This window comes from Cryobacterium suzukii, from assembly GCF_004403185.1.
Taxonomy (GTDB): Bacteria; Actinomycetota; Actinomycetes; order Actinomycetales; family Microbacteriaceae; genus Cryobacterium; species Cryobacterium suzukii.
This window is the reverse complement of record NZ_SOHJ01000004.1, coordinates 469657-490428: the sequence shown is the minus strand read 5'-3', so window position 1 is coordinate 490428 and position 20772 is coordinate 469657. Positions and strand designations below refer to the sequence as shown.

The 20772-nt window shown below is 62.6% G+C and carries 19 protein-coding genes and 3 tRNA genes; 16 read left to right on the top strand and 6 right to left on the bottom strand.

Annotated elements, in window-relative coordinates; translation table 11 throughout:
• Nucleotides 1-10 precede the first annotated feature (10 nt).
• The 3 genes from E3T39_RS06725 (at nucleotide 11) to E3T39_RS06715 (ending at nucleotide 3182) form a co-directional block, all read left to right on the top strand.
• The gene (locus E3T39_RS06725) at nucleotides 11-502 is read left to right on the top strand and encodes a PLD nuclease N-terminal domain-containing protein (RefSeq protein WP_134513917.1); all 492 of its coding nucleotides are present in this window, start codon (nucleotides 11-13) and stop codon (nucleotides 500-502) included.
• Complete coding sequence (gene menD, locus E3T39_RS06720; RefSeq protein WP_134513916.1) at nucleotides 495-2198, top strand: 2-succinyl-5-enolpyruvyl-6-hydroxy-3-cyclohexene-1-carboxylic-acid synthase; 1704 nt, start codon at nucleotides 495-497, stop codon at nucleotides 2196-2198. The genes E3T39_RS06725 and menD overlap by 8 nt, the downstream gene beginning before the upstream one ends.
• 117 nt (nucleotides 2199-2315) lie before the next feature.
• Nucleotides 2316-3182: a DUF4190 domain-containing protein gene (locus E3T39_RS06715; RefSeq protein WP_134513915.1), complete on the top strand. Its 867-nt coding sequence runs from the start codon at nucleotides 2316-2318 to the stop codon at nucleotides 3180-3182.
• A 10-nt stretch (nucleotides 3183-3192) separates the two neighbouring features.
• Here the strand turns inward: E3T39_RS06715 and E3T39_RS06710 are convergent, their stop codons facing one another.
• A complete protein-coding gene (locus E3T39_RS06710) occupies nucleotides 3193-4389 on the bottom strand; it encodes an isochorismate synthase (RefSeq protein WP_134514000.1) in 1197 nt (398 codons plus the stop codon).
• 130 nt (nucleotides 4390-4519) lie between these two features.
• Between E3T39_RS06710 and ubiE the strand changes: the two genes are divergently transcribed.
• From ubiE to E3T39_RS06695, 3 genes are all read left to right on the top strand, one after another.
• Nucleotides 4520-5221 carry a bifunctional demethylmenaquinone methyltransferase/2-methoxy-6-polyprenyl-1,4-benzoquinol methylase UbiE gene (gene ubiE, locus E3T39_RS06705; protein WP_134513914.1) on the top strand — a complete coding sequence of 234 codons (702 nt, stop codon included), beginning with the start codon at nucleotides 4520-4522 and terminating at the stop codon, nucleotides 5219-5221.
• 22 nt (nucleotides 5222-5243) lie between these two features.
• Nucleotides 5244-6314, top strand: coding sequence for a polyprenyl synthetase family protein (locus E3T39_RS06700; RefSeq protein ID WP_134513913.1), 1071 nt, complete (start codon nucleotides 5244-5246; stop codon nucleotides 6312-6314).
• Between the two features lie 66 nt (nucleotides 6315-6380).
• Nucleotides 6381-7763 (top strand): FAD-dependent oxidoreductase, encoded by a 1383-nt coding sequence (locus E3T39_RS06695; RefSeq protein ID WP_134513912.1) that lies wholly within the window; start codon nucleotides 6381-6383, stop codon nucleotides 7761-7763.
• 149 nt (nucleotides 7764-7912) lie between these two features.
• Here the strand turns inward: E3T39_RS06695 and E3T39_RS06690 are convergent, their stop codons facing one another.
• The gene (locus tag E3T39_RS06690) at nucleotides 7913-8401 is read right to left on the bottom strand and encodes a YajQ family cyclic di-GMP-binding protein (protein WP_092106423.1); all 489 of its coding nucleotides are present in this window, start codon (nucleotides 8399-8401) and stop codon (nucleotides 7913-7915) included.
• Nucleotides 8402-8658: 257 nt separating this feature from the next.
• Between E3T39_RS06690 and E3T39_RS06685 the strand changes: the two genes are divergently transcribed.
• The 3 genes from E3T39_RS06685 (at nucleotide 8659) to E3T39_RS16585 (ending at nucleotide 11017) form a co-directional block, all read left to right on the top strand.
• Nucleotides 8659-8743: transfer RNA gene (locus E3T39_RS06685), tRNA-Tyr, on the top strand.
• 66 nt (nucleotides 8744-8809) lie between these two features.
• Nucleotides 8810-9646: an inositol monophosphatase family protein gene (locus E3T39_RS06680; RefSeq protein WP_134513911.1), complete on the top strand. Its 837-nt coding sequence runs from the start codon at nucleotides 8810-8812 to the stop codon at nucleotides 9644-9646.
• Nucleotides 9647-9826: 180 nt separating this feature from the next.
• The gene (locus tag E3T39_RS16585; RefSeq protein ID WP_134513910.1) at nucleotides 9827-11017 is read left to right on the top strand and encodes a M23 family metallopeptidase; all 1191 of its coding nucleotides are present in this window, start codon (nucleotides 9827-9829) and stop codon (nucleotides 11015-11017) included.
• A gap of 20 nt (nucleotides 11018-11037) precedes the next feature.
• Here E3T39_RS16585 and E3T39_RS06670 read toward each other — a convergent pair whose 3' ends face one another.
• Complete coding sequence (locus E3T39_RS06670) at nucleotides 11038-11640, bottom strand: TetR/AcrR family transcriptional regulator (RefSeq protein WP_134513909.1); 603 nt, start codon at nucleotides 11638-11640, stop codon at nucleotides 11038-11040.
• Between the two features lie 164 nt (nucleotides 11641-11804).
• On the opposite strand from E3T39_RS06670, the gene E3T39_RS06665 reads away from it, so the two are divergent.
• Nucleotides 11805-12260 carry a hypothetical protein gene (locus E3T39_RS06665; RefSeq protein WP_134513908.1) on the top strand — a complete coding sequence of 152 codons (456 nt, stop codon included), beginning with the start codon at nucleotides 11805-11807 and terminating at the stop codon, nucleotides 12258-12260.
• On the opposite strand, the gene E3T39_RS06660 is transcribed toward E3T39_RS06665, so the two are convergent.
• Nucleotides 12257-13090 carry a GTP pyrophosphokinase family protein gene (locus E3T39_RS06660; RefSeq protein WP_198416093.1) on the bottom strand — a complete coding sequence of 278 codons (834 nt, stop codon included), beginning with the start codon at nucleotides 13088-13090 and terminating at the stop codon, nucleotides 12257-12259. The two genes, E3T39_RS06665 and E3T39_RS06660, sit on opposite strands and share 4 nt — an antisense overlap.
• On the bottom strand, nucleotides 13087-14787 hold the full coding sequence (locus E3T39_RS06655) for a glycoside hydrolase family 13 protein (protein ID WP_134513907.1): 1701 nt from the start codon (nucleotides 14785-14787) through the stop codon (nucleotides 13087-13089). Before E3T39_RS06655 ends, E3T39_RS06660 begins: the two co-directional genes overlap by 4 nt.
• 126 nt (nucleotides 14788-14913) lie before the next feature.
• Between E3T39_RS06655 and E3T39_RS06650 the strand changes: the two genes are divergently transcribed.
• The 6 genes from E3T39_RS06650 (at nucleotide 14914) to E3T39_RS06625 (ending at nucleotide 19692) form a co-directional block, all read left to right on the top strand.
• Nucleotides 14914-14985, top strand: a tRNA-Thr gene (locus tag E3T39_RS06650).
• A gap of 31 nt (nucleotides 14986-15016) precedes the next feature.
• A tRNA-Met gene (locus E3T39_RS06645) sits at nucleotides 15017-15090 on the top strand.
• Nucleotides 15091-15302: 212 nt separating this feature from the next.
• A complete protein-coding gene (locus tag E3T39_RS06640; RefSeq protein WP_134513906.1) occupies nucleotides 15303-16028 on the top strand; it encodes a hypothetical protein in 726 nt (241 codons plus the stop codon).
• Between the two features lie 387 nt (nucleotides 16029-16415).
• The gene (locus tag E3T39_RS06635) at nucleotides 16416-17249 is read left to right on the top strand and encodes a hypothetical protein (RefSeq protein WP_134513905.1); all 834 of its coding nucleotides are present in this window, start codon (nucleotides 16416-16418) and stop codon (nucleotides 17247-17249) included.
• Nucleotides 17250-17314: 65 nt separating this feature from the next.
• On the top strand, nucleotides 17315-18160 hold the full coding sequence (locus E3T39_RS06630) for a GNAT family N-acetyltransferase (RefSeq protein ID WP_134513904.1): 846 nt from the start codon (nucleotides 17315-17317) through the stop codon (nucleotides 18158-18160).
• Between the two features lie 149 nt (nucleotides 18161-18309).
• Nucleotides 18310-19692 (top strand): MFS transporter, encoded by a 1383-nt coding sequence (locus E3T39_RS06625; RefSeq protein ID WP_277612809.1) that lies wholly within the window; start codon nucleotides 18310-18312, stop codon nucleotides 19690-19692.
• A 91-nt stretch (nucleotides 19693-19783) separates the two neighbouring features.
• On the opposite strand, the gene E3T39_RS06620 is transcribed toward E3T39_RS06625, so the two are convergent.
• Nucleotides 19784-20692, bottom strand: coding sequence for a LysR family transcriptional regulator (locus E3T39_RS06620; protein WP_134513903.1), 909 nt, complete (start codon nucleotides 20690-20692; stop codon nucleotides 19784-19786).
• Between the last annotated feature and the right edge of the window lie 80 nt (nucleotides 20693-20772).

The window sequence follows — 20772 nt, the reverse complement described above, 5'->3', positions numbered from 1 at the left end:
CAATCGAGATATGCCCAAGCTCTTGATCGGACTAGGACTAGCCCTCGTCATCCTCACCGTCTACACCCTTGTGGACTGTGCCGTTTTTGACCGCAAACGCATTCGTGGATTGCCGCGCTGGGTCTGGATTTTCGTCATCGTTCTCGTGCCGCTGATCGGCCCGTTGCTGTGGCTGCTCGTCGGCCACGGGCGCTCCACTCCCACCACCCGATCCTTCCGTTCGGTTGCGCCCGATGACGACCTTGATTTTCTGCGTGGGCTAAACGGCGGTGGGCTAAACGGCGGTGGGATTGACGGCGGCGGGATTGACGGCGGCAACGCAAAATCCGACAGCGGCCAGAACCGTCCCTTCAACGAGAAAGATCAGCAGGATCGCATTCGTCGAATGGAGCAAGATCTCGCGGATCTCGACAAGAACGACCCAACTCCCGGGGAAACGACGAAGAAGAAAAAGAAGAACGAACCGGGTGAAGGCGAGCAGCCTGGCCGTCGGGATGCCTGAAAGAGTAATCAGAAGCCCGGCGACCGATTTCAGCTTCTCGCTCCTGAACGAATTCATTCGGCGGGGCGTTCGTGATCTGGTGCTCTGTCCCGGAGCGCGTTCGCAGGCGCTCGCCTTGGCAGCGGCAGAGCTGGAACAGGCCGGAAGCATCCGCTTACACGTGCGCACCGACGAACGAAGCGCCGGCTTTCTCGGCCTGGGCCTCGCCCTCGAAACCGGTCTGCCAGCCCTCGTCGTGGTGACGTCGGGCACCGCCGTCGCTAACTTGCATCCGGCCGTGCTCGAAGCGCACCATGCCGGGGTACCCATGATTCTGCTGACGGCCGACCGCCCGGCCGAGCTGCGCGGCATCCGCTCGAACCAGACGACCGTACAGTCGGGCCTGTTTGGGGTTGCCACCCGGCTCTGCCTCGACGTTCCGGCGCCGGTCGGCGAGAGTGATGAGGAGGGCATTGCCGCCCTGCTGGCACGGCAGGCAATGGATGCTGCGACCGGCGTTTTCACCGCGGCTCCCGGCCCGGCACAACTCAACCTGGCCTTTCGCGAGCCGCTGTCGGCAGCGCGGACGCCCCGCCCTTCCGTGGCGACACGCTCCAGGCGCTTTGCCCCGTCTATGTCAAGTGATGGTCCGGCCATGCTTCTTGCTGCGGGACCGCGTACCGTCGTCGTGGCCGGCGATGGTGCCGGGCCTGAGGCCGAAGAGCTGGCCCACGCCAGCGGCTGGCCGTTGCTGGCCGAGGTATCGAGCGGCGCTCGGTTTGGCCCGAATTTGATCGTGCATTACCGCGAACTACTCGCTGACGTAGATCTCGGCGGCCAGGTGGAACGGGTGGTCGTGTTCGGTCATCCCACGCTCAGTCGGGAGATTCCGGCCCTCATCGCCCGTGGCGATGTGGAGACCATCATTGTCGCAACGACGGGACTGGAATGGTACAACCCGGCCCATGCTGCACGCGCTTTCACCCGTTCGATCGGCGCGGATGCTGAGTGCCTGCTGGCTGCCCGCACACCAACGGCCCGGGAATGGCTAGGCCGTTGGGTCATGACCAGCAGGGCTCTCGCAGAAGCCACAGCCGATGAAGGCCGGGCACCGATCGATAAGCGCGGCATAACCCGCGCTGAATTGGCAGTTCTGCGAGCGCCGCTAACGCGGACGCTGCTCGTCGACGCGGTCTGGCGTGCATCATGGCCGCATGACCGGCTGGTACTCGGCGCGTCCCGGCTAATTCGCGAGGCCGATAAGCGGGTCCCCGGCAAGAAGATCACCGTACTGTCCAACCGTGGACTGGCCGGTATCGACGGGACTATCTCCACCGCGCTCGGGGTGGCGCTGGCCAGTCAGGCCGAGCCAGAACCGCGTTCGGTCGGCGTGACCCGGGTTCTGATGGGCGACCTCACGTTTTTGCACGATGTCGGTTCGCTGCTGCTGACCCCGGGCGAACCAGAACCCCGGCTGCAGGTCATCGTCGGCGTCGACGGCGGTGGCAGCATCTTCGACGGCCTCGAAGTGGCCGCGACGGCTCCGGTCGACGCGATGGAGCGGGTCCTCTACACCCCGCGCAGGGTCGATCTGGAGGCGCTCGCAGCTGCCTACGGCTGGAATTACGCGATCGCCGCGACGCGAAGTGACCTGGAGCGGGCCCTCACCGGCGCGCCCACCCGCCCCACGATCCTCGAGGTTCCCCTGGTCCGTTAGCGGGGCCAGTGTCTTTCCCACGACGGGTGGAGCGAGTTATCCACAGATTTGTTGGGAGCGGATGCTCAGGCGGGCGGCTTGGTACCGTTTAAGACACACGGATGCCGGGAGGCCCACATGACCGATTCGCCCCCGGACCCGCAGACCGGCGGCCTCCCCGAGCACGCGCCCGGACTGGCACCCGGACAAGCGTCCCCGTCGAACCCGCCGACACGTCGCGGCGGCATCGTTCTCGCCGCACTCATCGTGGGCATCGGCGCCTTCGTCATCGGCTGGATTCCGATTCTGGGACTAGTGCTCGGAGTTGCAGGGATCATCCTCGGAATCCTCGCGATGCGCAGGCCGGACGGCAAATCGTTCGGGCTCGCGGGGCTGGTCGGGTCCTCCCTGGCCGTGCTGGCCAACGTGCTCGTGACCATTGTGATCGTCGTTGCGCTGGTGAATTCGGGAATCGGCACGGCCGTACTCACCGATGCTCAGCCCGTCATCACGCCCTGCTTTTCCTTCAATGGGCCGGGCGATTACCTCAACAACCAATCCGCTGAGAAGACGGATGGCTGCATCACCACCCTGGAACTGTGGGGTGAGCGTGACGCAGACGGTGTCATCCACAAGACGGGCGTGGGCAGCGTCCTCGGCAGCGTACTGGTGGAACCGGTGGCGGTGGCCAGCACCGACGAATGGGCTCCCGGCGGCAGCCTCGACGACATGGTCGACTTCCTGAACCAGAGCTACTTTCCCCAGGCCGGCGAGGTCACGAGCCTGAAAGAGGCCGTAACCCTCGACGGCGTCGACGCCAACCTCACTCGCATGATCAGCACCGCCGAGAACACCCGCACCAAGGCGTTCCTCACCGTCTTCGCACCGGATACCTACCAGTCAGCCGGGGAGCCGGTTAGGTTCTTCGTGATCTCCTTCGTCATTCCCGAAGACAACGGGGAAGAGATCATCGCCGCCGCCATCGACTCCTGGCGCTGGAAGTAGCCGCAAAGGTTCATCCGAAGGCTTCTACGATGGGGCGGAACTTCATTTTGGTCTCGGCGAGCTCGCGGTCGGGGTCGGAGTCCAGCACGATGCCGCAGCCGGCGTACGCGGTGATGCCACCGGCGGGTACGACCTGCGCACAGCGCAGCGCGATCGCCCACTCGCCGTCGCCGTCGGCGCCCACCCAGCCGACCGGCCCGGCGTAGCGGCCACGGTCGAACGGTTCGAGTTCGCGAATCAGGGATAGAGCCGCGGCGGTCGGGGTTCCGGCGACCGCAGCAGTCGGGTGTAACGCTGCGATCAGGTCGAGCGACGTCGACCCGTCGCTCAGGGTGCCTTCCAGATCGGTCGCGAGGTGCCAGAGATTGGGGAGTTTCACCGTGAACGGAATTTCGCTCGTTGCGAGCGCCGAGGTGTGTGGGCGAAGTGACTTGAGCACGCTTTGCACGGCAAATTCGTGTTCGTCGCCGTCTTTCGAGGAGGTGGCCAGGGTGAGGGCCGCCTCACGATCGTCCTCGGCATCCGCTCCGCGGGAGATCGTGCCGGCCAGCACGCGGGCGTTGACCGAACCGTGGTCGGCGCGAATAAGAGTTTCCGGGCTCGACCCGATGAGACCGTCGACGGCGTAGGTCCAGCAATCCGGGTATCCGAGCGCGAGTTTGGTGATGGCGCGGCGCAGGTCGGACTCGGCAGGCACTCGCCCGACCAGGTCGCGAGCAAGCACGACCTTATTGACCTGTCGACTGCGAATCCGCGCGATGCCCGAGCTGACCGCTGCGCGAAAATCCTCGGGCGGCAGTGCTCCGGGCAGCAGGGCGATGCGGTACTCGTCGCCGAGCGGACGCAGCGTCAGCGGGTTCTCGGGAGCGCTCTGCCCGGTCTCCCAGATGCGCGTCACCCAGCACTGGCCGTCTTCGCGGCCGACGATGATCTCGGGAACGATGAGCACGCTGGTCTCGGCAGAGGTCTCATCGAAGGCGAAAGCGCCGAAGGCGAGCAGCCCGGTACCGGTGCGGGCGAGCGGGTCTGTCACGGTGGCCAAGGCGACGACCTGCTTCCAGGCGGCCGCGGCATCCGTCATGCGGGTCGGGCCGGAAAACTCGAGCCGCAGCGCGCAGCCGATGCCGGCCAGGCCCTGGTTGCGACGCATCCAGAGCAGGGGCGTGCGGCCATCGAGCAGCAGGATCAGTTGGTGGATATCGGCCATCGGGGAGGTTTCGACCGTCAAGGCCTGCACATTCACCTCTGTAGCCTACGCCCGCGCCACTGCCCCCATGCGAATCTGGGCCCCGGCAACCGTGCAGGTTCGGCGGGCCTATGCATCCTAGAATGATGGGGTGAATAGAGCAGACCTGAACAAACGGCCCGCGCAGGTGGCTGCCATGTTTGACGAGGTCGCCGCCCACTATGACCGCACGAACGCTTTGCTGTCGGTCGGTAACGCCTCGCTCTGGCGCGTCGCCACCACAAAGGCAGTCAACCCGCAGCCGGGCGAACGCATTCTTGACATCGCGGCCGGCACCGGAACCTCAAGCGCGGCTCTCGCCCACAGCGGAGCCCACGTGGTTGCTGCCGACTTTTCGGCCGGGATGATCGAGGTAGGTCGAACTCGCCACGCCCACAATGAGCACATCGATTTCGTGCAGGCTGACGCGACCGCCCTTCCATTCCAGGACAACGAGTTCGACGCCGTCACCATCTCGTTCGGCCTCCGCAACGTGGTCGAGCCGAAGAAGGCCCTCGCCGAGTTTTACCGTGTGACCAAGCCCGGCGGCCGCGTCGTCATCTGCGAGTTCTCGACCCCGCCGTTGACGCTGGTTCGCCAGAGCTACTTTGCTTATCTCAACCACGTCATGCCGCGCGTCGTACGCCTCGCGTCTTCCAACGCTGAAGCCTATGACTACCTCGGCGAGTCCATCGCGGCCTGGCCGACCCAACGGGTGCTCAGCGGATGGCTCCGCTCGGCCGGATACTCCGCCATCGCCTACCGCAATCTCACACTCGGCATCGTGGCCCTTCACCGCGGAACCAAGCCCTGACCAACTCGATAGGCTGACTGACGTGAAATCCAGAGTCCCCGTGATTCGACGCACCGCGTCGGTGACGAGCCAGGTGGGCCTCGGCGAACGTATTTTCTCGACTTCGGCTGACCGCGGCCTGGCAGCGAACATCGATGCCGGCATCGAAAAGGTCGAAGCGGCGCTCGTCGATGAGCTCGTCTACGCCAACGAAATCGCCACCGTTACCAGCCGCTACCTGCTCAACGCCGGCGGAAAACGAGTGCGTCCCATGCTCGCGCTTCTCACCGCGCACTTGGGCGAGGGCGTCGTGCCCGATGTGGTCACCGCGGCCTCAGCCATCGAGCTGACCCACTTGGCCTCGCTTTATCACGACGACGTCATGGACGACGCAGACAAGCGCCGCGGCGTGCCGAGTGCGCAAACCGTGTGGGGCAACTCCATTGCCATTCTCACGGGGGACCTACTGTTCGCCCGTGCCAGTCAGCTGATGGCCCGGCTCGGCGAACGCGCCATCAAACTCCAGGCGACCACTTTCGAGCGCCTCGTGCTCGGTCAGTTTCAGGAGACGGTCGGCCCGCGCGCTGGCGAAGACCCGGTCGCACACTATATTCAGGTGCTCGCCGGAAAGACCGGTTCGCTCATCGCCGCGGCCGCCCAGGGCGGCGTGGTGTTCTCCAACGCCCCGGCCGAGTACGAGCAGCCCGTTGTGGACTTCGGAGAGAAGATTGGCGTTGCCTTTCAGCTCATCGACGATGTGCTCGATCTATCCCCCCAGCCGCAGGAGACGGGCAAAGTGCCGGGAACGGACTTGCGGGCCGGTGTGGTCACGCTTCCGCTGCTTCGATTGCGGGAACGTGCCGCGAGCGATGGGGCATCCGCTGATCTGCTGGAGCGGCTGGAACGCGACGTGATGACGGTCGGTGCTGAACAGGGCGCGGACGCGGACGCGGCGATCACCGCGCTGCGCGAGCACGCCGTCACGGCCGAAACCCTGGCCGAGGCACACGGCTGGGCGCGCGACGCCGTTGCCGCCCTCGCTCCGCTGCCGAACGGTTCGGTCAAGAAAGCCCTCACCCGATTCGCCGAGTCCATCGTCGAGCGCTCCAGCTAAACCCCAATCGAGGGCGTGCCGGGTGCGTTTTTGGCACGGCCCGCTCGTGCAGTAAGGAAAACTTCAGTGACCAAATTGAGACTGGCCATCGTCGGCGCCGGCCCGGCCGGAATTTACTCCGCCGACATTCTGCTCAAAGCCGAGCGCAATTTTGAGGTCTCAATCGACCTGTTCGACCACCTGCCCGCGCCGTACGGACTGGTTCGGTACGGTGTCGCGCCCGATCACCCCCGCATCAAAGGCATCATTAACGCGCTGCGCGGCGTGCTCGACAGCGGCGACATCCGCGTGTTCGGCAACGTGCGCTTCGGCGTCGACGTCACCCTCGATGACCTTAAAAAGCACTACAACGCGGTCATCTTCGCGACCGGCGCCGTGCAGGACGCCGACCTCGACATTCCCGGCGCTTCACTTGACGGCTCGTACGGCGCGGCCGACTTCGTGAGCTGGTTCGACGGGCATCCCGACGTGCCGCGCACCTGGCCGCTTGAGGCGCGTGAGATCGCCGTGATCGGCAACGGCAACGTGGCCCTCGACGTATCCCGCATGCTCGTCAAACACGCCGATGACCTGCTGCCGACGGAGATTCCCGCGAACGTCTACGACGGCCTCAACGCGTCACCGGTGACCGATGTGCATGTATTCGGGCGGCGCGGGCCGACGTCCGTGAAGTTCACGCCGCTGGAATTGCGTGAGGTGGGCGAGCTGAACGACGTGGACATGATCGTCTACGACGAAGACTTCGACTACGACGAGGCAGCGACGGCGGCCGTCGCGAGCAACAAGCAGGTCTTCGTGATCGACAAGACGTTGAACCAGTGGCGGGCCCGCGAGACCGGTACGGCGAGCCGCCGCCTGCACCTGCACTTCTTTGCCAAGCCGGTCGAAATCATCGACGACGGCGCCGGCCGGGTAGCCGCTTTCCGGTGGGAACGCACCACAAGGGATGGCGCCGGCGGCGTCGTCGGCACCGGCGAAATTCGTGAGATCCCGATTCAGGCCGTCTACCGGGCGGTCGGCTATTTCGGGTCAGAACTGCCCGATGTGCCGTTTGACAAGAAACGTGGTGTGATTCCGAACCGTGAGGGGCAGGTGCTGCGCCGCGATCCTTCGGCTGGCACCGGTGGGCTGTTCAACCAGCAGATGTACGGCGTCTACGTGTCCGGCTGGATCAAACGTGGCCCGGTCGGCCTGATCGGCCACACCAAGAGCGACGCGATGGAAACCATCCGGCACTTGATCAACGACCTCGGCAACTGGTGGCGTCCCGAGTCGCCGTCGGAGGAGAGCATCGTGGAGCTGCTCAACGCGCGCGGAGTGAAATACACCGGCCTCGATGGGTGGCACAACCTCGACCAGCACGAGCTCGCGCTCGGCGAGGCCGCTGGCCGCATCCGAATCAAGGTCGTCGACCGCGACGAAATGGTGGCGGTCTCCCGCGCGGAGTAGCCCCCGCGTTCCTGCCTCCACGGACGGGGACGGGGACGGGGCCCGGGCCCCGTCCGTGGGCCCAGTTTATAAACTGGGCCCACGTTCGTAAGGTGGGCCCGGCGGCCAGTGGCGTTAGGAAACGTCGCTGGCGGAGAGGGCGCGCGGCTCTAGCGGAAGTTGGTGAACTGCAAGGCCACGTCGAGGTCCTTGCCTTTGAGTAGCGCCATGACGGCCTGCAGGTCGTCACGGCTTTTGGAACTGACCCGCAGTTCGTCGCCCTGAATCTGGCTTTTGACGCCCTTGGGGCCCTCGTCGCGAATAATCTTGCTGATCTTCTTGGCGTTCTCCTGGTCGATGCCGGCCTTCATCGACGTTTCGATGCGGTACTCCTTGCCCGACGCGAACGGCTCGCCGGCGTCGAGGCTGCGCAGCGAGATGCCACGCTTGATCAGCTTGGCCTCGAACACCTCGAGGATCGCCTTGACGCGTTCCTCGGTGTTGGCTTTCATGAGTACCTTCTCGCCGCTCATCGCGATCGAGGCTCCCACGTTCTTGAAGTCATAACGCTGGGCGACTTCCTTGTGCGCCTGGTTGAGGGCGTTGTCGACCTCCATCGGGTCGACCTTGCTGACGATGTCGAATGTTGAATCTGCCATTCCCCCATGGTATCCGACCAGCGATAGTGCAAGAAGTGCGCGATTGGACACCTCGCCTAGTCGCTCCTTCGCGGTCTCGGGGGCGATACGTCGACCGAGACGCGCACCCCGCCGACTGGCGGGGAGGGCCGACCGCCGGGTAGTGGATGTGCCTCATCGAGAAGATCCTCATCCGCTGATTTCTCGGTGAGGCGCTTCGTCTTGTATTGTTAACCCCGCGTCTCCGGTCAAGTGATTACACCTGGTCGGGAGCGCCTGGCGAGTTACCCAAGCGGCCAAAGGGATCTGACTGTAAATCAGACGGCGTAGCCTTCGTGAGTTCGAACCTCGCACTCGCCACCAGCACCAGAACAGGCAGGCCTCCGGGCCTGCCTGTTCTGGTTAAGGCCCTGCCTGTAGCGTGAGGGCATGACACATCCCGCCCCGACCGAGCTGCTCGACCTCGCACGCACCGTCGCCCTCACCGCCGGCGCGCTTGCCCACCGGCGTCGCACCCAAGGGGTCGAGATTGCCGCCTCGAAGTCGTCACCCGAAGACATCGTCACCGCGGCCGACCGCGAGGTCGAGTTACTCATTCGCGGCTTGCTCGCAGACGCCCGGCCGAACGACGGGTTTTACGGCGAAGAATCCGACGCGTCCGGGGGCACCAGCGGGCTTACCTGGGTGGTCGACCCCATCGACGGCACCGTCAACTACCTCTACGGCATCCCGTTCTACGCCGTAAGTATCGCGGTCGTGCAGGGTGACCCCGACCCGGCCAGCTGGAATGCCCTCGCCGGCGCCGTCGTCAACCCCGCCCTCCGCGAGGTGTTCACCGCGTCGGAGGGCTCGGGCGCCTGGCTGGGTGACCAGCGCCTGCACGTGAATCACGACGTTCCGCTCTCGCTCGCCCTAGCTGGCACCGGCTTCAGCTACGAGGCGGCTCGGCGGGTGTGGCAGGCGAATGTCGTGGGTGGTCTCATTGGCCAGGTGCGCGACATCCGTCGGATCGGTTCGGCCGCTCTCGACCTTTGCGCGGTCGCCTGCGGGCGCCTCGACCTCTATTTCGAACGCGGACTCAACCCGTGGGACCACGCCGCCGGCGCACTGATCGCGCGGGAAGCCGGGGCGCGGGTCGGCGCTTTACAAGCGGATGCCGAGGGCCGCGACTTGCTCATCGCCGCCGCTCCGACCCTTTACGATCAGTTCGAACCGGTACTCGCCGGGCTCTTCGAACGCTTCCCGTCTGACGCGGGACTCCGCTGAACCATGCCCATTACCCCCTTTTGGGTGTGATCGGTCGCTTTCCTCTGGTATTCTCAGGGTTGCACGATAGCCTTAACCGATTCGTTATATTGGTTCTCCGTCATTCGGCGTTATCCAGAACGAGCACGAGATCCCGTCCGCTACGCCGAAAGCTGCACTTTGTCACGTCACACTCCGCCCATGGACACCTCCGTGTCGAATGAGAGTGACGGCACCGCATTTCCCCCGGCAGAACCGGCAGCGCTTACTCGTAGGGAACTGCGCGAGCGTGAGCGGGTAGCGTTCTCTCGATTGGAAATACCGGCTACGGCAGTTCTCACGGACACTCCCGATGACCTCGTGCGGCTCAGCCCTGCTGCCGAACTAATCGTCACCACTGATCTGGCCGAGCCGGACCTTGAACCGGTTGTGGTCACCGAGACTGACCGCATTGTCGCGGCTCTGCCGGTCGCCGACGCCGAGCCTACCGACTACGAAAAGTTGCTGGCTCCCGGCGTGACCCAGTCGATCCCGACGGTGATTCCCGCCGCCGGAGACCGGCCACGTCGCCAGCGCATCGAGCAGAAGCCGGGCGACACATTCGCCCCCGCGCGCGATTTCGTTCCCGACGGGGCGCTGCCGTCCCGTCCCACCCCGCGTGCGCGACCGCTCGGCAGCACCATGCGTCAGCGTGCGGCCAAAGGCGCTTCGATTCTCGCCATGTCGTTCGTGGCTCTGATGGCCGTCGCCACCTCGATTCCGGCCGAGGCGTTATTGTCGTCACAAGACGTGCAGGCATCCGTTCTTGAATCGCAGCGTGTTTCGACAACGGGCGATACGCAGAGCATGGACATGGCTGGCGGTGACACCGTCACCGTCGAGCGTGACGGCTACGAGTCGAGCACCATCGCCGAGGTTGCCGCGGCCAGCGGTATCCGCATGGAAGATACCTTCACGAACAACCCAAACGGTACCATTCAGTGGCCGTTCGCCGTTGGTGTGCATATTGGCGACCAGATCGGCTACCGCAATTGCGCCGGCTGTTCGGTGAACCACGGCGGCCAGGACTTCAACCCGGGCGTCGGCGCCCCGATCCAGGCCATCGCCGATGGTGTGGTCAGCTACGCCGAAGACGGCGAAGCCAGCCTCGGAGTGCACATGATGATCGACCACATGATCAATGGCGAGCTCGTCACGAGCGTGTACGCGCACATGATCCACGGATCGATGCTCTTTGCGGAGGGTGACGTGGTCAAGGTCGGCCAGGTCATCGGGAAGACCGGCACCACCGGGATGTCGACCGGCCCGCACCTGCACTTCGAGATTCGTCAGGGCGGAATCACCGGCACCAAGATCGACCCGCTCGCCTGGCTCTACGCCAATACCAACTGACGCGTGGACTGAGCCCGAGGCTACCGGTCGGGATTGGTCCAAATCTCGCGAAGAACAGCCATGCCGTCGTCCACATAGTCGACGATCGGCCGTTTTCCACCATCGACGTGCCACTGCTCGAGAGCGGCGAAGTAGCCAAAGACAAAGGCGTGGGCGGCAACGCGCGCCTTCGCTTCCGACATGCCTTGTCGCGATAGCAGGCTGGCGGCAATGCGGCTGCTGGCTTCATCGAGTGAGGCATAGACGGCCAGTCGGACCGTGGGCTCCTGGAAGAAGTAATGTACTCGCCGCCAGGGGCTTTTTCCGGCGCCTTCCGCAGCGTTTACCCCGGCGGGAGTGGATTCGTAGTCCGCGACGATGCGCCGCGCGGTGCCCAACGGGTCGTGAGGGTCAAGAATGTGGTCAAGCGCTTCCTGACTGAGGTCGGCGAAGTCATCCGCGACGATGAGTTGTTCCTTGGTGCCGAAGTAGCGGTACACCGACGACGGGGACACCTCGGCGGCCTCGGCGATCTCCTCAATCGTGACTGCTGCGAACCCCCGTTCATCAAACAGGTCGAGGGCTTTCTCCTGGATGGAGTGCTTAGTCGCAAGACGCTTGCGTTCGCGTAGGCCGGTCGTCATGTCCTTCATCGTAATGCGGTTAGCCGTCTTTCGACAGTGACTCGCAAAATTATTGACAGTGACTGTCAGAATTATTTATAATGAGAAGACACTCCGTTTCGTCGTGAACGCCGCGAGCATCGCGGGCACGCTGCGACGTTCGGCGTCGACGGAAGGATCAACTCATGACCGCTCTGCGTACAGCGACATCGATGCGATGGCGGGGAGCGACGATCGCACTGCTCGTCGGGCTCGTTCTCTCCGTTGTGCTCCTTGGCGGAGTGGTCATCGACCAGACGATCGTGCACAGCCTCCTCCATCACGTCGAGGCTCTTTATGCGCCGTATGAGCTTCAGGCGGACCCGAATGTGCTCTTCGTCTACCTGTATGCCACCGGTCTGATCGGGATCGGGTTCTGGCTGCTAGTGATCTGGGGCGCCCGAGCAGGAAGGCCGTGGACGCCGATCGTGACGACCCTCGTTTTTCTGATCGGAGCCGGACTTGCCGTGTTTAGCCTCGTCGTGGCCGAATACGACACCCAGATTTTTCCGCAACTCTGGGGTGTTCTTGGTCTCCTGCCCTCGGTCGCCGGACTCGTCGCGGTGCTGCTGCTCTGGAGCCCTGGGCCCAAGCGCAACTAGGCTGATTCGGCGCCTTGTTCGCGCCCGCGCATGAAGGACTCGAGCAGGCCCTTCGGCAACGGAAACGGCGGCAGCCCGTCGAAGCTGAACAGATCGGCGTCGTCGGTAACGGGCTCGAGCGCCACGACCTGGTCGTGCAGCAACTCCATCTTCACGTCGAGGCGATTGGCGGCATCCGCTGCCTGCCGCAAGTCTTCTACCAGGGTGTCTGGCACGGCCCCGTTGTACTTGTAGTAGATCTTGTGTTCCAGGCTCGCCCAGAAGTCCATCGCGATCGTGCGGATTTGAATCTCCACCGTGACTGGCTGCACCCGGTCGGACATGAATACCGGGATCGCAACGATCAGGTGCAGGCTCTGGTATCCGTTGGCCTTCGGCTCCCGGATGTAGTCCTTGACCTGGAGCACCGTCACGTCGCGCTGTCCGGCGAGCATGTCGCGAACGCGATAGGTGTCGGAGATGAAGCTGCAGGTGATGCGAATTCCTGCGATGTCCTGAATGTTGTCGCGGATTCCGATCAGCTCAAGCGGATGCCCCTTGCGGATAGCCTTCTTGAGAATACCCTCCGGTGACTTGAGCCGGGAGCTAACGTGCTCGATCGGGCTGTAGTCGTGAATCGCGCTGAACTCCTCCTTCAAAATGTTGATTTTGGTCAGTATCTCGTCGGTCGCGAACTTGTACGACATCATGAATCGGGTCAGTTCGAGCTTCAACTCCCGCATGGCGGCGATGCTCGCCGAGGCACTGGGCGCGACGCTACCGGAGTCGGGGGAGACGACGCTGCCCGCGTCGGCCGCGCTGCCGCCGGGTGCATCGTCGATCGTGGTCATGGCTGGACGGTGCGCAACCAGGCCGTCGCGTCTCCCGGCAGGGTGCGGCCGACGAGTTCTTCGCTCGCCAGGAGAACCTCGCCGGCGGGCAGTTGAACGGATGCCGACCCCGTGTTCGCGACGACGGTCACGTCACCGTTGCGGTACGCAGCGACCTCGGGCCCGAAGCCGCCCTGCCACTCAACGGTGCCGGAGGCGAGGGAGTGCTCCCGACGCAGCCGCAGTGCGAGCTTGTACAGCTCAAGCGTTGATCCGGCCACGCCGTCTTGCTGGTCGCGGGCGAGCCCTGCCCACTCGGCCGGTTGCGGCAGCCAGCTCTTCGCGCCGGTGCTGAAGCCGAACGATTCGCCGGCGGCTTCCCACGGAATCGGCACGCGGCATCCGTCTCGCCCGTATCGCTCACCGTTGGTGCGAAACCAGGTGGGGTCTTCGCGGGCGTGGTCTGGCAGGTCGACGGCCTCTGGCAGGCCGAGTTCCTCGCCCTGATACAGATAGCTCGAACCAGGAAGTGACAGCATCAAAGCGGATGCCGCCCGCGCGCGCCGCAGCCCTAGAACAGTGTCGGGCAATCCAACTGTTTTGGGGCCGATGCCGTGACCCTGCAGGTTTTCGCCGGTGAGGGCGAGCCGGGAGGCGTGGCGCACGACGTCGTGGTTGGAGAGCACCCAGGTGCTCGGCGCCCCGACCTTGCCAAAGGCTTCGAGCGACTCGTCGATGACGCTCTTAAGCTGCGTCGCGTTCCACGGGGTCTCCAGATAGGCGAAGTTGAAAGCCTGATGCATCTCGTCTGGGCGCACCCACTTGGCCATCTGGCTGAGCGGATCGACCCAGGCTTCGGCCGCGAGAACGCGGTCGCCGGGGTAGGCGGCGAGTACCTTGTGCCAGTCGCGGTAGATCTCGTGCACGCCGTCCTGCGCCCAGTACGGGGCGGTCAGCGGCGTCTCGGCGGTGATCCCCGGTTCGAGAGCGGATGCCGGCGCCCCGCCCATGCTGCCGCCCTCCGCGGGAGGTGTGTAATCGGGAAGGCCGGGAGCCTTGATCATGCCGTGCGCAACATCCACTCGAAAGCCGTCGACGCCGCGGTCGAGCCAGAAGCGCAGCACCGCGCGAAACTGCTCGCGCACCCACTCGCTGTCCCAGTCGAAGTCGGGCTGGCTGCTGTCGAACAGGTGCAGGTACCACTGGCCGGGGGTGCCGTCGGGATCGGCCGTGCGGGTCCAGGCGAGGCCGCCAAAGACGGACTCCCAGTTATTCGGGGGGAGCTCGCCGTTCTCTCCTTTGCCGTCGCGGAAGGTGTAGCGGGCGCGTTCTTCACTGCCAGGGCCGGCGGCGAGGGCAGCTTGGAACCAACCGTGGTCGCTCGAGGAATGATTGGGAACGATGTCGACGATGACCCGGATTCCGAGGTCGTGGGCGGTGCGCTGCAGCACCTCGAAGTCGTCGAGGGTGCCGAACAGGGGGTCGACATTGCAGTAGTCGGAGACGTCGTAGCCTGCGTCGCGTTGCGGCGAGGTATAGAAAGGCGACAGCCAGATGGCATCGATGCCGAGGTCTTTGAGCTGCGGCAGTCGCGCACTGATGCCGGCAAGGTCGCCCATGCCATCACCGTTCGCGTCGGCGAACGATCGGGGGTAGATCTGATAGATGACGGCGGTGCGCCACCATTCGGAGCCAGGGGTCAGTTCGGTGCCAGTCATTCTAAAATGCTACGGCATTGGCGCTGTGTGCCTGTAGCGTGGGAAGTGGTCTCGAGCGCCCTGCCGGGGTGATAAAGTTTCTAGGTTGCCAAAAACGCGGCATTGCTACTGTTTTTTGGTTGCTTTGCCCCCTTAGCTCATTGGTAGAGCACTTCCTTGGTAAGGAAGAGGTAGTGGGTCCGATTCCCACAGGGGGCTCAGGCTTGGAAGCGAACAGCCGACAAGTCGCGGCGGGGTAGCTCAGTTGGTTAGAGCACACGGCTCATAATCGTGGTGTCGCGGGTTCAATTCCCGCTCCCGCTACACGGTATTCACTAAAATCGCCCCGGACTTCTGCGGAAGTCCGGGGTATTTTTTGGCCATTTTTGGGCCAACCCCGGGACTGGATGGGCGCGGACGGACGTGCCGCCGAAGAACGAGCGCTCCAGATGGTCGTCGCCGCTGTGCGCAGGTGACCTCGCTGTAAGAATTCAATGTTCTGCTACATTAGCGGTGCGTCGACAAGATACATTTCATTGTTCGACAAGCAGCAATATTCGGGGGAAGTAATGGGAATTTTTGCTAGAGCAAAACGGCTTTGGGCTCCAACTGTCACGGGGATTGTCGCTCTCGCCCTGGTCGTTGGAATTGGTGCAGTGGCGCAGTCGCAGTCGCAGTCGCAGTCGCAGTCGCAGTTTCAATCGATCACACATTCGGCAAGTACCGCACTGTCGCGAGATGAAACTTCGACCGTCGAAGAAGGATCAACGACTCTCACTTCGGAGCAAATCGCAGCACTGACCGACCGTCAAGTTGACGCGATTCTTGCGTCCTCAATGGAGACAGTCGAAGAAGCTCAGCTTGACTTCGCTGTAGAAGCATCAGCGGCAGACTATGCGATGGCACTTGAAGCGTACGACTCGATCAGCGCCGAGTTGGACACTCTCATCGCGTCGGGTGATATCGCGGCGCTCGACACGACTGTTGAACAGGAGGCCGCCGCCGCCGGCGCGCTTAGTGTGCAGACAGTCGCGAGACGCTGCAGCACCGTTTATAAATGGCAGCTTCAGACGATTGCCTGGATCGCGATCGGTTACGGCGCATTTGTCACCATCGCCGGGTTGTTCGTCTCGGGCACAGTGATCGGGCTGCCGGCAGGAGCGGTCCTTCAGGCTATGGGAATCGGGCTAGGGGTAATAGGCACGTACTTCCTGTGGAAAGTTGACCACCTGCGCTGGAATTCAAAGAGGGTCTGCTGGTAGGAATGGAGTTGTTGCTGTGACATTTCAGGTAGTCCTTGCGTTCACCACTCTGCTCGCCATAATGGTGCTTTCCGTAGTAGGCACGATAGTTCGATCTCGAAAGAAGCCGGAGTCGCGGAAGGTGAGCGCGCCCATATGGGTGCTAATCGGAATAGGTCTATTCTTAGTCCTCGTAATAGCCCTTGCGGTTGCCGTCCTGATCGGCATTGACTAAGCGTCAACGGCTTGTTCTCCCACTGGCCGGCTCGTCGAAGCCCGGCCAGTGGTGATAAGCGGCCGTCGCCGCACCTCCAGTCGTGATGATTCGCTGTCATCGTAATCCGCGCGGTCGCCTCAAAGGTCGAGGCAAGAGACGGCTTCGCCTCACTTCAGAGAAGGAACGATTTCATGATGAATACTCAACAGGCCGGTGACGCCAGGGCACAGCTCGAAACGCGGCTGGCTTACCTGCATAACGTTCTCCGCTGGATCGATGTGTGGTCGCAGGAGAAGACTGCGATCACGCAGCGCTACCGCCCGCTAGCGCCACTCAAGGATAAGTGGCGGTTGTTGCCGTTCGCACTGTGGGCGGCAGGGCTCCTCTTAGTTCTCACGGTGATCGGCACACCGATCATCCAGGCCCAGGCGAAAGCTGCGGCGTACGCAGAGGGTTCGATCCGGTACCCAAATATCCAGATGCTCAATGTGGCCATCCTCATGATTCCGGTCGCCCTTGTCCTCGCGCTCGCAGTCCTGCTCATGCGAAACAAGTTGATCCTTCCGCTGCTGCACGGACGTGCGGAACGAATCAATAAGAAGCGAGCGGCACACAACGAACCGGTTCGGGCCGAAGAGCAGATTGTTCTCGCGAAACTGAACCAAGCCAGTCGGGATATAGCCGCGCACATTCGTGACTTCCCGCAGGCGTATATGTACGACGAAGCGGTCGGCTTCTGCGTGCAGATGGTGCGGAACCACCGCGCCACCAGTATTTCTGAAGCGCTCAACTTGTTCGAGACTGAACGGCATCGCCAGCGAATGGAGAATATGCAGGCCTGGCAATTGGCCGAAGCGCAGCGCACTCGGAAGCTCGTCGCGGTCGGCAACGTCGTCAACGCGGCACTCACGGGCGCGGCCATAGGCAGTATTCGGCAGGAGGGTGCGCGCACTCGCGCGACCAACACTGCAAACCACGCGGCGACCAGAAGCCACATCACCAAAGAATTCAACAAGCGCTGGTAAAACCGCTAAGTGCCGCCAGGCCAGGCCAGGCCAGGCCAGGCCAGTCACGGTGAGATGCTAGTTCTGTGGAATTAAACAAGAGCACCGATACGCAAGCCGTCGTCATCCGTTCCTACGGTCAAGCGGATGCCGCCGACACCTTGGCAATATTCCTTGCGGCGGTGACCGAGACGGCTGCCGCCGATTACTCGCCGGAGCAGATTCAGGCGTGGGCTCGGCCAGAAGCGCGAGATCTGACCACCTGGCATGCGTCGATGCAGGAGCGGAACAGTTACGTGGCGACCGTGGATGGTGCACCAGCAGGCTTCTCCGATGTGAACTCTGTGGGGTATATCGACATGCTGTTCGTCGCGCCCCGATGCCAGCGACAGGGGGTTGCACGGCAACTGATCGCTCGAGTGGAGGCCCACGCGCGCACGGCGCAGTTGGCAGAACTGACGGCCGACGTCAGCATCACAGCCCGCCCCTTCTTCGAGCGCCACGGATTCACCGTCGAGGCAGAGCAGCACCCGGTGACGGGCGGCGTGCGGCTGACCAATTACAAGATGAAAAAGAAGATCCTCGACAGCGCGGTGTGCCTGAGCGGGCAGCTTGCTTGCCACACCCAGGACCAGGCGAACACTGTCCGGGATCATTTAGCACTGCACCTTGCCCTGACCCGCGCCGAACCGGGATGCCGTTCGTTCAACGTCACCGCGACGAGCGATCCGCTGGTGTGGCAGGTCGAGGAGCGCTTCGAGCACGAAGCCGCCTTTGCAACTCATCAGGAGCGTGTCGCCAGCAGCGAGTGGGGTCAAGCTACTTCAGGCATCGAGCGCCGTTACTCCAGCACCGAGCGCTTTGGCGCGACATTAACACTGGGAAACAACACCACTCAATTGGACGTGACCGCTAGCGCCATTGTGCATTGATGCAGATAGCTTGTGCATGAATTGACGTCGTGTGATGTTGACGGCACAGTAATACTTTTATTGGTTCACGGGATGTCTTTGTCGTCGTATTTATAGAGTTAGATACGTTATTCCATGCAGTGTCAGTGCTGACACCAAAGGAGATTCAATTGAGCACGCAAGTTTCCAAAAGCCAGAGTGGCATAGAGGCAAAACCGACAGGATTAAAGAAAGTGGTGGCGGCCTCAATGGCCGGCACCATCGTTGAATGGTATGAATTTTTTCTGTATGGCTCGTTGGCGACTTTGGTGTTTGGCCAGGTGTTCTTTCCCAATGCTGGCTCGCAACTTGACGGTATCCTCGCGGCCTTTCTGACCTATGCCGTCGGCTTTCTCGCACGTCCAATCGGCGGAATCGTTTTTGGCCACTTTGGTGACAAGTTTGGGCGCAAGCGATTGCTTCAGGTTGCCATTGTTTTGGTCGGTGTATCCTCATTCCTCATGGGATGTTTGCCAACGTTTGATCAAGTTGGCTATTGGGCGCCGGCGCTTTTGGTGTTCTTGCGATTCGCTCAGGGCTTTGCGGTTGGCGGCGAATGGGGTGGCGCCGTATTGCTGGTAGCGGAGCACAGTCCTAATAAATCTCGTGGGTTTTGGGCCAGCTGGCCGCAGGCAGCCGTTCCGGGAGGAAACTTGCTGGCCACCGTTGTTCTCCTGGGGCTTTCTGCGACCCTGCCTGAGGACGCATTCCTCAGTTGGGGCTGGCGGGTCGCATTTTGGCTCTCAGCGGTAATCGTCATTGTCGGGTACTACATTCGCACGAAGGTTCAGGATGCTCCAATATTCGAAGAATCACGTCTGAAGGCTGAAGCTGCACCCACGCCGGGCTACGGCGCGATTGAGGTATTTCGACGCTACCCGCGCGGTGTCTTCACCGCGATGGGGCTGCGATTTGCGGAAAACGTACTTTACTACCTCGTCGTCACCTTCTCGATCACGTACCTGGTGGTGGTGGTGAAGATGGACACAGCCAAGATCTTGTTGCTGATGCTCATAGCGCATGCAATCGAGTTCTGTCTTATTCCGCTGGTCGGGAAACTCTCCGACGCGGTTGGCCGGAAACCCGTCTACTTGACGGGCGCGGTGTTGGGCTCGACCTGGGGATTCTTTGCCTTCCCCATGATGGAGACCGCGGATGAACTGATCATTATGATCGCCGTCACGATGGGCCTCGTGTTCCACGCACTGATGTATGCCGGGCAGCCCTCAATCATGTCGGAAATGTTTCCCACCCGTATGCGGTATTCCGGTGTTTCACTGGGGTACCAGGTCACGTCGATCGTGGCCGGTTCGCTCGCCCCGATTATCGCCACCGCGCTGCTGAGGGGCACCGGTTCATCGGTGCCGATTGCCGTTTATCTGTTGGTTGCCTGTGCGGTAACTGTCGTCGCTGTGGTGTCCATGAAAGAAACGAGAGGGATCTCGCTTCACGATGTCGATGCAGCCGACCTAGAAAAAACGGCGGCGCTGCGAGAACGCACCGACGCGCGGTAAAGCGTCAGATAGACGGGCTTGGGGTTGCGGACGAAGTGATCTGCTGCAGGCAGATCTGTGAAACCACAGACCGGGTGGGCCGCCGTACCAGTTAGGCCGCCAATTCGTTCCGGCGTTCGGAGATCTCCTGCTGGATGGCCTCAATTGCTGCCTTCACGGCCATGGACCGAAGCGACTCGGCGCGAGCGGCAGCCCAAATTGGCAGCTCCCGGCGAAAAGAATCCGGTAACACGGGGACAAAACCAGGCCGCCCCCACACCATGAAAGACGGAAGCAATCCGATGCCACTGTGGCGTCGCACCGCTTCGACCTGGCCGAAGATACTGGTGGATTGGAAGCTTGCGGCTGGATTTGGCAACTGTGACGAGCGATGCCCCAGCTCGGTTACCTGGAGGGATGACTCAACGTAGGACACAAAATTGTGGTCCTTGATGTCATCAATAGTCTTTGGAGTTCCTTTCGTGCCGAGGTATTCGGGGCTGGCATACAGTCGGATGAAATAGTTCGTCAGAAATATCGTCTGTGCTCTACTCGCGTCGATTGGGCCGACCACGACTTCCAAGTCGACGCCGGAGCGGTTCTGGTTGATCTTTCTTGTAGCGCTGAGCATCTCCACATTCAGCTTGGGATGTTGCTGTTGAAGCTTGACTAAGGCGGGGGTGACAAAAGCTGCGCCGAAGCCGTCGGGCGTGCTGATGCGTACGAGTCCGAAAAGCGGATCCGCGTCATGCGCGAGCGTTGCAGTGAGAGCGCCCAGGCTGGTCTCGATGATCTCAGCTGCGCGGACTGCCTGGTTTCCCAGCTCTGTGAGTTCCCATCCGTGCGGGCTTCGCTCGAGGGTGCGCCCACCCAGCCGCTTATCCAGCGCCAGAATCCGACGGGAAATGGTGGTGTGGGTGGTTTTCAGCGCCTCGGCCACGGCGGTGAATCGCCCTAGGCGCGCCACGGTGAGCAGGATGAGCAGATCATCCGGGCTCGGGAACCGCTTGAAATCAACCATCAGGCGCCGGCCTTCCAATCAATGAGTGCATCAGAGTATTTGTGCATGAATGCACAGGGTCTCTGTATTTTTTTATCTTG

What these genes read in the sequence shown, in the direction of transcription:
- E3T39_RS06725 (WP_134513917.1), top strand. Translation starts at nt 11, where the DNA reads ATGCCCAAGCTCTTGATCGGACTAGGACTAGCCCTCGTCATCCTCACC.
- menD (WP_134513916.1), top strand. Translation starts at nt 495, where the DNA reads ATGCCTGAAAGAGTAATCAGAAGCCCGGCGACCGATTTCAGCTTCTCG.
- E3T39_RS06715 (WP_134513915.1), top strand. Translation starts at nt 2,316, where the DNA reads ATGACCGATTCGCCCCCGGACCCGCAGACCGGCGGCCTCCCCGAGCAC.
- E3T39_RS06710 (WP_134514000.1), bottom strand. Translation starts at nt 4,389, where the DNA reads ATGGCCGATATCCACCAACTGATCCTGCTGCTCGATGGCCGCACGCCC.
- E3T39_RS06690 (WP_092106423.1), bottom strand. Translation starts at nt 8,401, where the DNA reads ATGGCAGATTCAACATTCGACATCGTCAGCAAGGTCGACCCGATGGAG.
- E3T39_RS06680 (WP_134513911.1), top strand. Translation starts at nt 8,810, where the DNA reads ATGACACATCCCGCCCCGACCGAGCTGCTCGACCTCGCACGCACCGTC.
- E3T39_RS16585 (WP_134513910.1), top strand. Translation starts at nt 9,827, where the DNA reads ATGGACACCTCCGTGTCGAATGAGAGTGACGGCACCGCATTTCCCCCG.
- E3T39_RS06670 (WP_134513909.1), bottom strand. Translation starts at nt 11,640, where the DNA reads ATGACGACCGGCCTACGCGAACGCAAGCGTCTTGCGACTAAGCACTCC.
- E3T39_RS06665 (WP_134513908.1), top strand. Translation starts at nt 11,805, where the DNA reads ATGACCGCTCTGCGTACAGCGACATCGATGCGATGGCGGGGAGCGACG.
- E3T39_RS06660 (WP_198416093.1), bottom strand. Translation starts at nt 13,090, where the DNA reads ATGACCACGATCGACGATGCACCCGGCGGCAGCGCGGCCGACGCGGGC.
- E3T39_RS06655 (WP_134513907.1), bottom strand. Translation starts at nt 14,787, where the DNA reads ATGACTGGCACCGAACTGACCCCTGGCTCCGAATGGTGGCGCACCGCC.
- E3T39_RS06635 (WP_134513905.1), top strand. Translation starts at nt 16,416, where the DNA reads ATGATGAATACTCAACAGGCCGGTGACGCCAGGGCACAGCTCGAAACG.
- E3T39_RS06620 (WP_134513903.1), bottom strand. Translation starts at nt 20,692, where the DNA reads ATGGTTGATTTCAAGCGGTTCCCGAGCCCGGATGATCTGCTCATCCTG.